Source organism: Bordetella trematum (assembly GCF_900078335.1).
Taxonomy (GTDB): Bacteria; Pseudomonadota; Gammaproteobacteria; order Burkholderiales; family Burkholderiaceae_B; genus Bordetella; species Bordetella trematum.
Genome location: NZ_FKBR01000045.1, coordinates 46,578 through 60,030, shown reverse-complemented (window position 1 = coordinate 60,030; position 13,453 = coordinate 46,578). Strand labels below are relative to the sequence as shown.

Annotated in this window: 6 protein-coding genes; all 6 read right to left on the bottom strand. The window is 66.6% G+C overall.

Translation table 11 applies throughout. The annotated features are described in order from the left end of the window. Positions 1 to 39: 39 nt before the first annotated feature. Genes A7V84_RS16115 through A7V84_RS16090 form a run of 6 tightly spaced genes read right to left on the bottom strand, consistent with a single transcriptional unit; the run spans position 40 to position 13,384 of the window. Complete coding sequence (locus tag A7V84_RS16115) at positions 40 to 684, bottom strand: PqiC family protein (RefSeq protein WP_025514682.1); 645 nt, start codon at positions 682 to 684, stop codon at positions 40 to 42. Between the two features lie 3 nt (positions 685 to 687). Then, positions 688 to 2,355: a PqiB family protein gene (locus A7V84_RS16110; RefSeq protein ID WP_025514681.1), complete on the bottom strand. Its 1,668-nt coding sequence runs from the start codon at positions 2,353 to 2,355 to the stop codon at positions 688 to 690. A 13-nt stretch (positions 2,356 to 2,368) separates the two neighbouring features. Beyond that, positions 2,369 to 3,688, bottom strand: coding sequence for a paraquat-inducible protein A (locus A7V84_RS16105; protein WP_025514680.1), 1,320 nt, complete (start codon positions 3,686 to 3,688; stop codon positions 2,369 to 2,371). 13 nt (positions 3,689 to 3,701) lie between these two features. Continuing rightward, positions 3,702 to 6,014, bottom strand: coding sequence for an ATP-dependent Clp protease ATP-binding subunit ClpA (clpA, locus tag A7V84_RS16100; RefSeq protein WP_025514679.1), 2,313 nt, complete (start codon positions 6,012 to 6,014; stop codon positions 3,702 to 3,704). Between the two features lie 54 nt (positions 6,015 to 6,068). Beyond that, a complete protein-coding gene (gene pbpC / locus A7V84_RS16095; RefSeq protein ID WP_082833036.1) occupies positions 6,069 to 8,264 on the bottom strand; it encodes a penicillin-binding protein 1C in 2,196 nt (731 codons plus the stop codon). Next, positions 8,222 to 13,384: an alpha-2-macroglobulin family protein gene (locus A7V84_RS16090; protein WP_231940053.1), complete on the bottom strand. Its 5,163-nt coding sequence runs from the start codon at positions 13,382 to 13,384 to the stop codon at positions 8,222 to 8,224. The genes pbpC and A7V84_RS16090 overlap by 43 nt, the downstream gene beginning before the upstream one ends. Positions 13,385 to 13,453: the final 69 nt, after the last annotated feature.

Genomic DNA, 13,453 nt, shown 5'->3' with positions numbered 1-13,453 from the left:
CGCCTGCCGGCCGACCTGAGGCCTGCCGCCTGGCAGGCCTCAGTCTTTGAGCGCCGCGCAACCGCTCAGGCTGACGGCGCTGGAGGCCGCCTGGGCATTGGCGCCCTGCTGCCGGATGCCGGAGGCGATGGTTTGCGCCAGCAGACCAATGGCCTGCTGCTGCGCCACCACCAATCCGGGGATCAGCGCTTGCCCCTCGGCAGGCGGCACGGTAACGACGCTGCGACAGATCAGCGCCGCGCCGGACGTGTTGATCGGCCGCGCCCGCCAGGTGACATCCAGAACGGCCGGCCCCTGATCGCTCATGTCGAAACGCTGCACATCCGCCTGCACCCGCCACACCGGCGTGCCCGGGGCCGGCCGCACCACCTGCACGTCCAGCGCCCCGAGGTTGCGGGTCAGGCCTTCGGACAACGCGCTGCGCATCTCATCGGCCAGCGGTGCGCTCCAGCGCTCGGAGTACAACGGAGCGATGCTGCCCGTGCCGGTACGCAACATGATCTGCGGTTGATCGGACTGCGCCGGCACACTCACCGGCACGACTTCGATCATGAAGCCGGCCTGGCTGGCGTCGGCCGCCTGGGGCGGCGCCTGCAAAGTATAGAAGTTGGCCGGAGGCGAGGTGCCGCAGGCGCCCAGCAGGGGCAGCAGCAGGCAGGGCAAAACACGGCGTAACGGCATCATGGCTTAATTCCTTACCGGACCGGCGCCGGGGATGGGGTCTTCTCCCCGCCCGCGCAGCAGGGCCTGCGGATTGCTTTGGAGAAACTCCGCCAGATTGCGCAGGGCCCGCGCGGCCTGCGACAACTGCTTGAAGGAGTGCTCGGCGCTCAGTGGCAGCGGCGAATCCGACGCCAGCAACTCGTTGAGCTGCGACAGCGAGCGCCGCACTTCCTTGAGTGTGGACGCCACATCCGGCGTGAGCTGCTTGTCCAGGCTGGCCGTCAGGCGTGCCGTATTGGCCAGGGTGGCAGCCAGGTCCTGGCCGATCTTGTCGAACGGCACCTTCTCGACCTTGGCCACAATGGTGCTGATCTGCTCCTGCAACTGGTCGAACTGACCCGGAATGGTCGGGATGGTGGCCGGCTCGGTGGAGACATACTTGATCGGCTTGACACCGGGGAAATGCTCAAGCACCACGAACATCTGGCCGGTCAGCAGGTTGGCGGTGCGCAGTTGCGCGCGCAGGCCATTTTCCACCAGCACGCGCAGCATATGGTCGGAGGCCATTTCACGATTGCCGGTGGCCTTCTCGATGGCCGCGACGATCTGCTCGAACAGCCCGCCCAGCCGCTCCGGATAGATGGTGGCGTCGACCACGCCATAGAAGCGCTTGTTGGCGGCATCGAAATCGATCGCCACATCGGTGACCTCGCCCAGCACAATGCCCTGGAAGTCGACCGGCGCCCCCTTGGACAGGCCGCGCACCGACTGATCGAAGCGCATGCGGATGTGGAACGGCGTGCCATCGGTATTGGCCTTGGCGGCATCCTCGCCGTCATAGAGCAGGAAGCGGCTGTTGCTGTCGGCCGGCTCGGTATTGCGTTCGACCACATTCGCAAAGGCGATGCCGCCCAGCATCACGGCCACCATGGATTGCGTCTGCACCTGCAGGCCTTCGGCGTTGATCGAAAGATCCACGCCGCTGGCGTTCCAGAATCGCGCCCCCTTGGTGACGAAACGGTCATTCGGGGCATCGATGAAAATCTCGATGTTGACGGCCTCGCCATCATCGCTCAGGGCGTAACCCACCACCTGCCCGACATTGATGCGCCGGTAGTAGACCGGCGAGCCGATATCCAGCGAGCCCAGGTCGTCGGCCTGCAACAGCAGGCGCTTGCCGGGCCGGTCGTATTCGACCAGCGGCGGATTCTCCAGCCCCTCGAAGTGGAACTTGCTGGGCTTGCGGTTGAGGTCGTCCGGCTTGACCGGCGCATCCACGCCGATATAGGCGCCCGACAGCAGGGTGCCCAGCCCCGACACCCCGCTCAAGCCCAGACGCGGGCGCACCACCCAGAAATGGGTGCCCTCGGCAGCCATGCTGGCCACATCCTTGGAGAGCTCGGCCTGCACCACGACCTTGCTGCGATCGTCGTTGAAGTGAATGCCGCTGACGGTGCCTATCGTCACATCCTTGTAGCGCAACTGGGTCTTGCCGACTTCCAGGCCTTCGGCCGTGTTGAACTCGATGGTGATCTGCGGGCCGGCATCCAGCCAGGTCCGTACCACCATGGACAAGCCCGCCAGCGCCGCCACCAGCGGCACCAGCCAGATCCAGGAGATGCGGGAACGCTCCTTGCGGGTCACCTTGACCTTACCCAACGGGTTGTCCGGCGTTTGAGTCGGCTCAGCCATGTCGTGGGGGTTCCTAATGATGGTTCAAAGAAGGTTGGCCTGCAGATGACGGCATGACCTGCTGCGCCGGGGTGAGCTCTCCGCCCGGCTGCTGCTCGACATCCCAGCACTGGCGCAGGTCGAAAGTCATGGCGGCCAGCATGGTCAGTACCACCACCAGGCCGAACGATGCCGCGCCCGCCCCGGCGCTGATTTCCATCAGCCCCTGGAAGTCGGCCAGCGCGGCCAGAATGATGACCACGAAGACATCCAGCATGGACCATTGCCCGATGAACTCTACCATCTGGTAGAGACGGGTGCGCTGGCGCAGGTTGGTGGTGCTGCGCCATTGCAGGCTGAGCGTCAGGAAGGCCAGCGACAGCAACTTGGTCAGCGGCACCACGATGCTGGCGATGAAAACAATCAGCGCGATGTCCCAGGAGCCCATCTGCCAGAGTTCGATCACGCCACCCAGGATGGTATGGCCGCTGCCGCCGGTGATCGAAACGATCTGCATGACGGGCAGCACATTGGCCGGGATGTAAAGCAAGGCGGCTGCCAGCAGCAGCGCCCAGGTGCGCGAGACGGAGTTGGGCTTGCGGTAATGCAGCACCGCATGGCAGCGCTCGCAGTGATGATGGGTTTCGGGGTCTTCCCTGGAGGGCAGCGCCTGCACCTGCCCGCATACATGGCAGCCCGCCAGCACGGTGTCGGCCGTCATGGGCGGCAGCGTCACGGGAACGACCCGGGCACGTTCGGCCATGCGCCACAACGTTGCCGGTTGCAGGCGGCTGAGCATGGTCAACAGCACCGTCAGGACGGCAAAGCCCAGCAGGCCGGCCCGCAGCTCCACCGAGGCCATGCCAGCCAGCTTGATCACCGACACCAGCACCCCGAGCAGGAACACCGGCACCATGCTCCAGGGATGCAGCATCCCCAGCAGCCGCACGATCGGCTCGAAGCCCCAGGGCAGCACCCCGCGCGATAACGGCCCCAGCACCCACAGCAGTACCAGGATCTGCAGCATCGGGATCACGAAGCCGACCGTCCCGGTCATCAGCGCCACCGCATAGTGGCCCTGTCGCCAGGTGATGTGCACCGCATCCAGCAGGGTGGCATTGCTCACCATGCCCTGGACCGACAGCGAGGCCACCGGAAAGGCGTTGGCCAGGGCAAAGATGAACAGCGCCGCCAGCGTCAGCGCCAGCCAGCTGGACGGCCCCAGCCCGCTGTAACGCCAGAGGGTCGAACCGCAACGCTCGCAGGCTGCCGTCTCGCCATGCTCGAGCGTGTGCCAGCGATAAACGCTGGCACAGTGCTCGCAGGCGATCAGAGAATGCGGTTGCGCGTCCAAACCGGGCGAACCGTCACAGCGCCTCGTCGGCCAACTCGACCTCCGGGTTGCGCTTGGCCTTGGGCGGTTCGGCGTTCTCAAAGGACAGCACCACCTTGTCGTCCTCGCCCAGATCCACCGTGACGGAACCGCCATCGACCAGGCGCCCGAACAGCAGTTCATCGGCCAGCGCACGGCGGATCGTATCCTGGATGAGGCGCTGCATCGGCCGCGCGCCCATCAGTGGATCGAAGCCATGCTTGGCGAGGTAATCGCGCAGGCGCTGCGTGAAGACCGCCTCCACGCGGCGCTCGTGCAACTGGTCTTCGAGCTGCATGAGGAACTTGTCCACCACGCGCAGGATGATCTCGCGATCGAGGGGCGCAAACGGGATGATGGCATCCAGGCGGTTGCGGAACTCCGGCGTGAACATGCGGCGGATCTCGGCCATCTCATCGCCCGTGCTGCGGCTGTTCACGAAACCGATGGCCGCCCGGTTGAGGGTCTCGGCGCCGGCGTTGGTGGTCATGATGAGGATCACGTTGCGGAAGTCCGCCTTGCGCCCGTTGTTGTCGGTCAGGGTGCCGTGGTCCATCACCTGCAGCAGGATGTTGAAGACATCCGGGTGGGCCTTCTCGATTTCGTCCAGCAGCAGCACGCAGTGCGGCTGCTTGGTGACGGCTTCGGTCAGCAGGCCGCCCTGGTCAAAGCCCACATAACCCGGCGGCGCGCCGATCAGGCGCGACACCGCATGACGCTCCATGTACTCGGACATGTCAAAGCGCAGCAGTTCCACGCCCAGCGTGAAGGCCAGCTGGCGCGCGACCTCGGTCTTGCCGACGCCGGTCGGGCCCGAAAACAGGAAAGCCCCGATGGGCTTGTCCGGCTTGCCCAGCCCCGAGCGCGCCATCTTGATGGCCGAGGACAGCGCATCGATGGCCTGATCCTGACCGAAGACCACCGTTTTGAGATCCCGGTCCAGGGTGGCGAGCTTGCTGCGATCATCGTTGGACACCGACTGCGGCGGGATACGCGCAATCTTGGAGACAATGGCCTCGATCTCGGCCTTGCCGATGACTTTCTTCTGGCGCGAGCGCGGCAGCAGGCGCTGGGCGGCGCCGGCCTCGTCGATGACGTCGATGGCCTTGTCCGGCAGATGGCGGTCATTGATGTGGCGCGCCGAGAGCTCGGCCGCCGCCGTAAGCGCCGCCGCCGAGTAGCGCACGCTGTGGTGCTCTTCGAAACGGCTCTTCAGGCCGCGCAGGATCTGCACGGTCTGCTCGACGCTGGGCTCGGGCACATCGATCTTCTGGAAACGCCGCGACAGGGCGTGATCCTTCTCGAAGACCCCGCGGTATTCGGTGTAGGTGGTGGCGCCGATGCACTTGAGCTGGCCGGACGACAGGGCCGGCTTGAGCAGATTGGAGGCGTCCAGGGTGCCGCCCGAGGCCGAACCGGCCCCGATCAGGGTATGGATCTCGTCGATGAACAGGATGGCATCGGGATTGCCCCGGATCTGCTTGAGCACGCCCTTCAGGCGCTGCTCGAAGTCGCCGCGATACTTGGTGCCGGCAAGCAATGCCCCCATATCCAGGGCATAGACCTGGGCCGACTGCAGGATTTCGGGCACTTCGCCGCGCGTGATGCGCCAGGCCAGGCCTTCGGCGATGGCGGTCTTGCCGACCCCGGCCTCGCCCACCAGCAGCGGATTGTTCTTGCGACGGCGGCACAGCACCTGGATGACGCGCTCGACCTCGTGCTCGCGACCGATCAGCGGATCGATGCGCCCGGCCAGGGCCGCCGCGTTGAGATCGGTGGCGTACTGGTCCAGCGGCGACTGACGCGAGTCGGCGCCCTCCTCGGCCGAGGCGGGCGGCTCTTTCTGGGCCGCGGCCGGTTCATCCTGGCCCTGCTTGGTGATGCCATGCGACAGGAAATTGACCACGTCCAGACGCGTGACGCCCTGCTGTTGCAGGTAGTAGACCGCGTGCGAGTCCTTTTCGCCATAGATGGCCACCAGCACATTGGCGCCGGTGACGGGTTTCTTGGCACTGCCCCCGGCCGACACGTGCATGATGGCGCGCTGGATCACCCGCTGGAAACCCAGCGTCGGCTGGGTATCGACCTCGGCGCCACTGGGAATGACGGGGGTGTTCTCGGACACGAACTGGCGCAGATGGCCGCGCAGCTCGTCCAGATTGGCGCCGCAGGCGCGCAGCACCTCGACGGCCGAAGCATTGTCCAGCAGCGACAGCAACAAGTGCTCGACGGTAATAAATTCATGCCGGGCCGATCGGGCCTCGACAAAAGCCATATGCAGGCTGACTTCAAGCTCTTGGGAAATCACGCTTCCTCCGTAACGCACGAAGCGGTCAAGGACACGCTTCCTATTCTATGCTGATCAGGGCGTAACACCAGCGATTTCGAATTCCAGCCCCGTGTATCTGCCCGCTTCGTCCATGACGGTCAGCTGATGACGACCATTGTGCGCCAGAGACAGCGCCTGCGTATGACTGGCGTCTGCCTGGGCGAACACTTTTCCATCCAGCAGCCACCATACACGGCCCTGTCCGCCGCGCAAGCCAACCTGGAGCGTCACGTCGTGCGCGCCCGGCACGGGACGCAGTACGGTTCCCTGCGCCACTCCCTCGATACGCAGGGAGCCCAGCGTGCCATCGGCATAGCCAGCAAATGAGGGCGGAACCGTTTCATTCAAGACCCAGGCCGCACGCGGCTCGGTGCAGGCGCCCTGCGCGACGCTCTCGCGCCGCCAGCCATATGGCCAGCAGGTCACCGCCGTCTGCACCGTGGGCGGGCGCAGGCGGGCGCGCGGCGCGCCACCCGGCAGGGCCGCCACCACATCCTGCAACAACGGCGCGGCCACGTTCGCACCGAAGAACCCGGGGTTGGGCGTGCCATCGGGCCGCCCGACCCAGACGCCCAACGTCCATTGGTCGGTCACGCCGATGGCCCAGGCATCGCGAAATCCGAAGCTGGTGCCGGTTTTCCAGGCCAGCGCCCCCGGCCCGCCGGCCTGCTGGTAAAGCGGTCGGTCCGGATGGCCGCCCGCCTCCAGGATATCGCGCACGATCCAGGCCGCCCCGGCGCTCATGGCGCGGGTTTCGATGAACGGCGCCTGGGGCGACAGCCGGGGCTGCCCTGCCAGCCCGCCACGCGCCAGCGCACGATAGGCGCCCACCAGCTCTTCCAGCGTAGTGCCGCCGCCGCCGAGAATCAGGCTCAGGTTGGGCGTCGCGCCGGCCGGCAGACGCAAACGTACGCCGGCATTCTGCATCTGCGCCGCGAAGCGGGCCGGGCCGACGCGGTCCAGCAGATCGACGGCAGGCACATTCAGGGAGCGCTGCAAGGCCTGCGCCACGCTCACCGGCCCGGAAAACGCAGCCTGGAAATTCCCGGGTGCATAGCCGCCGAAAGACAGCGGCACATCCATCAGCAGGCTTTCGGAATGTACCAGACCGTCATCCAGCGCCATGGCATAAAGAAAGGGCTTGAGCGTGGAGCCCGGCGACCGCACGGCGCGCACCATGTCCACATGCGCAGAACGGCTGTCATCGCCGAAATCGGCCGAGCCGGCATAGGCCCTCACTTCCAGCGTATCGTTGTCCATCACCAGCACGGCCATGGAGACCTTGGGCGGAAGGCTGTCGACCCGATCCAGCAGCATGCGCTCGACAGTGGCCTGCATGTCGGCATCCAGCGTGCTGGCGAGCACCGCCTGCCCGGCACGGCCATCGGCCAGCAGGCGCTGCGCGGCCAACGGCGCAAGCCAACGCGCCCGCAGGGGCGGCGCGACCACATTCTCGATGCGCGCATCGGCCACCCGCTCGGCCGGCCAGCGGCCCAGCTCCTGCATGCGCGCCAGCACCTTGTCGCGGGCCGCGGCAGCCGCCTCGGGATGGCGATCCGGCCGCAGGCGCGAAGGCGCTTGCGGCAAGGCCGTCAACAGCGCCGCCTCGGCATCGCTCAGGTGGCTGGCGGATTTCCCCAGCCACATCCGCGCGCCCATCTCCACGCCCTCGACGATGCCGCCCATGGGGGCATGAGCCAGGTACATCGCCAGGATCTCATCCTTGCTGTAGTGCCATTCCAGCTGCAAGGCGCGCCACACCTGGCGCGCCTTGGCCGCCAGACTGCGCGACGGCTGACCGGCCAGCGCCGGGTCCTGCAGCCGCGCCACCTGCATGGTCAGGGTCGACCCGCCGGACACGATGCGTCCATGGGCCGCCCATTGCCAGCCGGCCCGCAGCATGGCCCAGGGATTGACGCCGGGGTGCCAGTAAAACCACCGGTCTTCGTAGGCCAGCAAGGTTTCCAGGTAGCGCGGCGATACCTGCTGCGGCGATACCGGGTAGCGCCAGACTCCATCGCGGCTGGGATAAGTGCGCAAGGGCGTGCCGTCGCTGGCAACCACCACGCGCGCGCCCGCCGCCCCAAGGGGCGGCAGCGGATACAACGCATCCAGGATAAGGAAAGCGGCAGGCGGGAGCAGGAGCACGGCGGCGGCCAGCCAGGCCAGCCGCCGCCGCCAGCGCCTTAACGGCGCGGCTGGCGGTCGCGGATCTCGATGTTGCTCCATGTATCCCCTACACCGCGTATCGCCGGGCGGTACATGTCCTCGGCGACCAGCGGCGGAACGCTGTAACGGCCCGGAGAGACCACGCGCGCCAGATAGAAAATGTCCACTCTGCCACGACCCAGGCTGGCCGCCGCCACATAACGGTCATCGCGGAATTCGCGATGCTTGATATTGCGATCGGCCAGGGCATCGGCGACGCGGCGGCCGCCGATTTCCCAGTCTTGCATTTCCGGGCTTTGCGACAGGTTCAGGTTCTCGACCTCGAACCCGGCCGGCACGCGGTCCACGATCAGGGCGTCCGGCACATATTGATTCGCCTCGGCCTGGATCCACACCACCAGCATGTCGCCGGTCTGCAGCGTGCCGCCATCCCAGGCGCGGCCGTCCGGACGGTACCAGCCGCGACGCAACTGGATAACGTCATTGCGGGCCACCGGCGCGGTCAGCGGCGTGCCCTGGGTGTCCAGCTCGACGAACAGCGACTGGTTGCCAACGTTGCGCAGTTGCAGTTGCGCAGCCGAATCGGCGTTGAACTGCAGCGTTTCGTCCATCTTGCCGGTCAGGCTGCGGCTGCTACCGTCGGCCTGCTGCAGCATGGCCTGCCACGGCGTGCCCCGGTCACCGCCTGCCGCATTGGCGGCCGACAACAGCACCATCTGCTCCTGGGTGGACAGATAGGAGCGGTTGCCCAGGCGGGCGACCGCCTGCTCGAGCAGTGTCTCGCTGCGATCATCGCGCAGGCCGTACTGCTGCATCAGGGCGTAGGCCTGGGCATAGTCGCGCACGCTGCTGCCGTAATCGCCCAGCCACTCCTCGTAGCCCCCGACGTTGCGGCGCGTGATGCCGTAGGGCCGCGTCATGCCTGCCTCGAGCGCCCGCTTCATGCGGCCCTCGTCACCCAGCAGCTTGAACGTGACCGCCAGCTGGATCAACGGCAGCGGCGAACGGGCACGTTCGCCATAGTCGTCGAACAGCTGGCGCACCGTGGACAAGGGCGCCTTGCCATCGCGGGCGAGCATCAGCGCAGCCGTCGTCAGCCCGGCAAAGCGGCGATGATCATTGCGCAGCACGTCGGCGCTGCCCGAATCGATGCGGCCGCTCTCCAGCCCCTGACGCAGGTTGGCCGACCAGCTGCCGAAACTGTTGGGCGTCTGCTGCAGTTGCTCGAGCAACCACTGGCGGGTGCGCTCAAAGTTGGCCTCGGGCACGTTGAAGCCCCGGTCCCGCGCATCCTGCATGAAGCCCAGCGCATAGGCGCTCAGCCACACATCGCGCGAGCCGGCATCACTCCAGAGCGAATAGCCGCCCGTGGCGTTGCGCATGCCCGACAGGCGCGCCAGCGCGCCATCCACCTTGGCCTGCCGCTCGGCCAGGGTGCGCACCGGCAGGTTGAAGCGCTTGGCGCCCGCCTCGTCGATCAGGACCCACGGCATGGTGGCGCTGATGGTCTGCTCGGTGCATCCATAGGGATAGTTGAGCAGGTCTTCGACCAGGCGGTTGACGTTCAGGGGCGGACGATTCGAGAGCGTCAAGGCCGCCGTCACCGAGTCGGCGTGCCAGCCGGCCAGCATGCTGGCCGGCGGTGTCCACTCCTCGCCCGGGTTCAGGCGTACGCGACGCACACGACGCTCCGGCGCATAGGCCGGCTGCACCTGCAGCACCGATTCGCGTGCAATGCGCAGGCCATCGCCCTCGACCACCAGACGCATCAATCCCAGGCCGTACGAGCCGGTCGTGGACGCCACAAAACGCAGCGTCGTGCGCTCCTTGTCCTTGAGCGTCACGGTGCGCACGCTGTCGTTGATTGCCAGCGGATCGAGCGCCTGCAGACGCACGGTGAGTTTGCGGGTCGCGCCGCTCAGGTTGGTCAGGTCCAGCGCGATGGCGGCCTGGTCGCCCGGGGTGATGAAACGCGGCGTATTCAACTCGGCCACCACCGGGGCGGCAACCACCATCTCGGCATCGGCGTTGCCATAGCGTTCGTCAGTGAAGGCAACCGCCATCAGCCGCAGCGTGCCGTTGAAATCGGGCACGTTCAGCTCGATCTCGGCCTCTCCCTTGGCATCCAGCCCCACCGCTCCCGAGAACAGATCCACCAGCTTGACCTTCTTGGGCAGGCTGCGACTGTCGCCGCGCATGGCCGCGTCACCACCCCACTTCAGGCGCCCCTGGGTACCTTCCATTTTCTCGATCAGCTTGCCGTACATGTCCAGCAGCTCCGGCGCATAACGATGCTTGCCGAAGAAAAAGTCCATGGGATCTGGGGTGGCGTACTGATTGATGTTGAGAATGCCAACATCGACGGCCGACAGGGTCACGTAAGCCTTGCCAGACTTGGCGCCATCGACTTTCACTCGTACCTTGACCGGCTTTTCGGGCTCGACCTTGGCCGGCGCCTCCAGACTCACCGCCAGCTTGCGATCGGCGCTGGCCAACGGCAAGTAGGCCAGACCCAGCGCACGCGCCGGCGTCACGCGATCGCCCTCGCTGCCGGGACGGAATACCGTTGCCGACACATACAGGTCGTGGCGCTTCCAGGCGGCATCGATCGGAATGGCGACTTCGGTGCCGCTCGCCTTGACCGCCACCCACTTGGACCACAGCATGCCGTCGCCCTCGACCGTGATCAGTGCCTGGCCGTCATGTGGCGGCGTGACGGCCAGGCGGACCGTCTCGCCCGGCCTGGCGGGCACGTCCTGCAGTTTCAGCTGCACACGATCCGGCCGGTTGCCGACCGCGTCGGCATCCTGGGCATTCCAGCCCGCATAGAAACGATAGCGCATCACCTCGCCGGTCTGCGGATCGGCAATTTCCAGGCGGTAGCGACCCCAGTCGACCCCAAGGGACAAAGGCGTGCGCCCCTGAATGTCGAGCACGCGCGAATCGGTGAGCTCGTCGGTTTCGATAAAGCCGCTGTTCCAGCCGCGCTGGTCATCGAACCGCCAGTAATACTGGCGGTTCTCGCGGAACAGGCGCATCTGCGCACCGCTCACCGGCTGCATCTCGCCCTGGGCGTCCACACGGATGACTTCAAAGCCCGCCGGCGCGCCTTCACGGGTCACGTCACGATCGAACAAGGGGCGCACCCCGATCAGGGTGCTGGCCGGCCAGACACTGCGCTCAATGGAACGCACTACCGGACGCCCGCCGGACTCCAGCAGGCTGACCGACAGACGCACCTTCATGGGCGAATGCGTACCACCGGCCTGCGGATCGACCAGCAGCTCGCCACCGCCCTGGCGATCCAGCTCGGTATCGGGCAATTCTTCATAACGTCGCGTGCTGTCATCGGCCACGTCACCAAAGATGAAGCCCGGCCACTGCTGCGGCAGCGCGACGCGGTCGCGCTTGAGTTGAAAACTGGCCAGCACGCGGTTGCCTGCCGCCGGCGCGCCATAGAGATAGTCGCCCTGCAGATCGACCCGCCAGTTTTCCTCGGGCTCCAGCACAGCCTGCTCCGAGGTCAGCGCCAGCTTCATGCGTTCGGGCAGGAACTCCTCGACCTGATACTTCCAGGCCGCGTCAGGCAGTCTGGAGGCCGGATCGACGCGCAACTCCAGCAGCCACGTGCCGGTCTGGGCGTCTTGCGGAATGTCGATGGCCTGTTCAAGGTAGTTGGGCAGCTCTGGCTGGGCGCGCCAGAGGGTGGTCCGCGTGACGCGGCCGTCCGGACGCTTGAGGGTGGCCGTCAGCGGGCTGGCCGGCAGGGGACGCCCGTCCGGGTCGCGCGCCAGCACCGACACATGGAACTGCTCACCCGGGCGATACAGATTGCGCCCGGCATAGACAAACAGATTGTTGTTGCGCGAAGGATGGCCGCCGATGTCGTACTCCGACAGGTCGAGCGCCGGCTCACCCAGGGCCAGCACGGTCATTTCCTTGCCCCGGACCGCACGCATCAGGCGCGCGTTGCCATGGGCGCCATCGAAGCGCACGTGGCCCTGCCCGTCGGCCTCGGTCTGGGCCAGCACCTTGCCTGCCGCATCGACCAGCTCGACCCGCACGCCGCTGACTGGCTGGCCGCTCTTGAGCGACACCACATAAGCTTCGCTGCGGTCCGGATAGCGGCGAGCATGCAAGCCCAGATCGCTGACATAGAAATATGTAGTCTGATACTCATAGCGGAAGCGGCCGGGCTGGCTCATCACCGCGATGTAGATGCCGGGCTCCTGCAATTCCTTGATATGTTCAACCGGCAAGAAGGTGACGTGCCGGCGGTTGGGCTTGTCATCGGTGACGAAGCGGCCCTGGTAGACGCTGGTGGTCAGGCTGTTGAGCCGGTCCAGGTCCCAGTTGCTGACCGAGCCCTTCAGGCTGCGGTTATCGGCATAGCGCCAATCATTTTCGGCATCGTCATCATCATTGCCGACGTCCTGGCGTCCCACACCCAGCACCGTCTCGAACAGTTCCGGGACGCGCTGCGGGTCGACCCGCAGAAACTGTACGTCCACTTCCGGCATATTGACGGTCGCCACCGGCAATCCGCCGTTCTGCCCGGCCGGCAGCACCACGCCACGGCTGGCGAAATAAAAGGACGGCGGCATGGCCTGGGTCGCCACGTCGCAACGCGCCGCCTGGGGCAAGGCGCCCGCAGGCGCGGCGCCCGGCAGGCCTTCGCGCACGGTGATGGCGTAGCGCTTGAGCGGCTGCACGTAGGGGAAATAGACCACGCGCGGGTTGTCGCCCGTCACCCAGCCGCCCTGCACCGCGCGTCCCTGCGGCGCGGGCTGGCCGGTCTGCGCGGCCTGCGGGCCGGCGGCTCCTTCGCCCTGGTCTTCGGCCACGCCCAGCTCGGTGACCTGCAGATAGCGATCCAGGTCAGCCTTGCGCTCGACCGGCTGGGTAAAGGTGAGCGCCAGCGCCAGGCTGTCGTTGTACTGGCGCGGCTGACAATTGAGCGCGGCAAAATCGTCGGGCGCGCCAACCGTCGCCTGGCCCGTCGGCGCCATCGCCGCCGGCCCGGCGGCCGGCCCGTCCGTGCTCGCCGGCGCGCTCACGGGTGCTGGCGCTTGCGCCACCGGCGCGGCCGGACCCCGTCCGGCCCACCATCCCAATCCGACGGCAGCGGCCAATACCGCCACCGCTCCCGCTCCCAGCCAGACATTCTTTTTATTCGCCAAGATGCACCTCAAGCCACTACGACTCAACCCCGCCGTCTCTCAGCCGAGATGCGGCGGGGTCATTCCGGA